The 251-nt window shown below is 67.3% G+C and carries 1 pseudogene; it reads right to left on the minus strand.

Annotated features, from left to right (window positions below):
• Positions 1–124 precede the first annotated feature (124 nt).
• Positions 125–251 (minus strand): annotated as a pseudogene (locus tag JHD73_RS28965) (transposase); the annotation flags it as partial.

Below are 251 nucleotides of genomic sequence, written 5' to 3' on the forward strand. Positions count from 1 at the left end.
CCCCCCCCCCCCCCCCCCCCCCCCCCCCCCCCCCCCCCCCCCCCCCCCCCCCCTTTTCAAGCAGAAGACGGCATACGCGATCAGGCGCCATGTCTCGTGGGCTCGGAGATGTGTATAAGAGACAGGCCTTGTTGCGCACCACCGCGTCCTCGCGGATCTTGACCCGCAGTGCATCGAAGAACACAACCGGATACATGGCTTCAAGCGGTCGGGCCTGCCAGGCAGTGACTTCGGCCATCACCTCATCGGTG

Origin of the sequence: Ralstonia sp. ASV6, assembly GCF_016429285.1 — a bacterium.
In the GTDB taxonomy this organism is placed as follows: domain Bacteria; phylum Pseudomonadota; class Gammaproteobacteria; order Burkholderiales; family Burkholderiaceae; genus Ralstonia; species Ralstonia flaminis.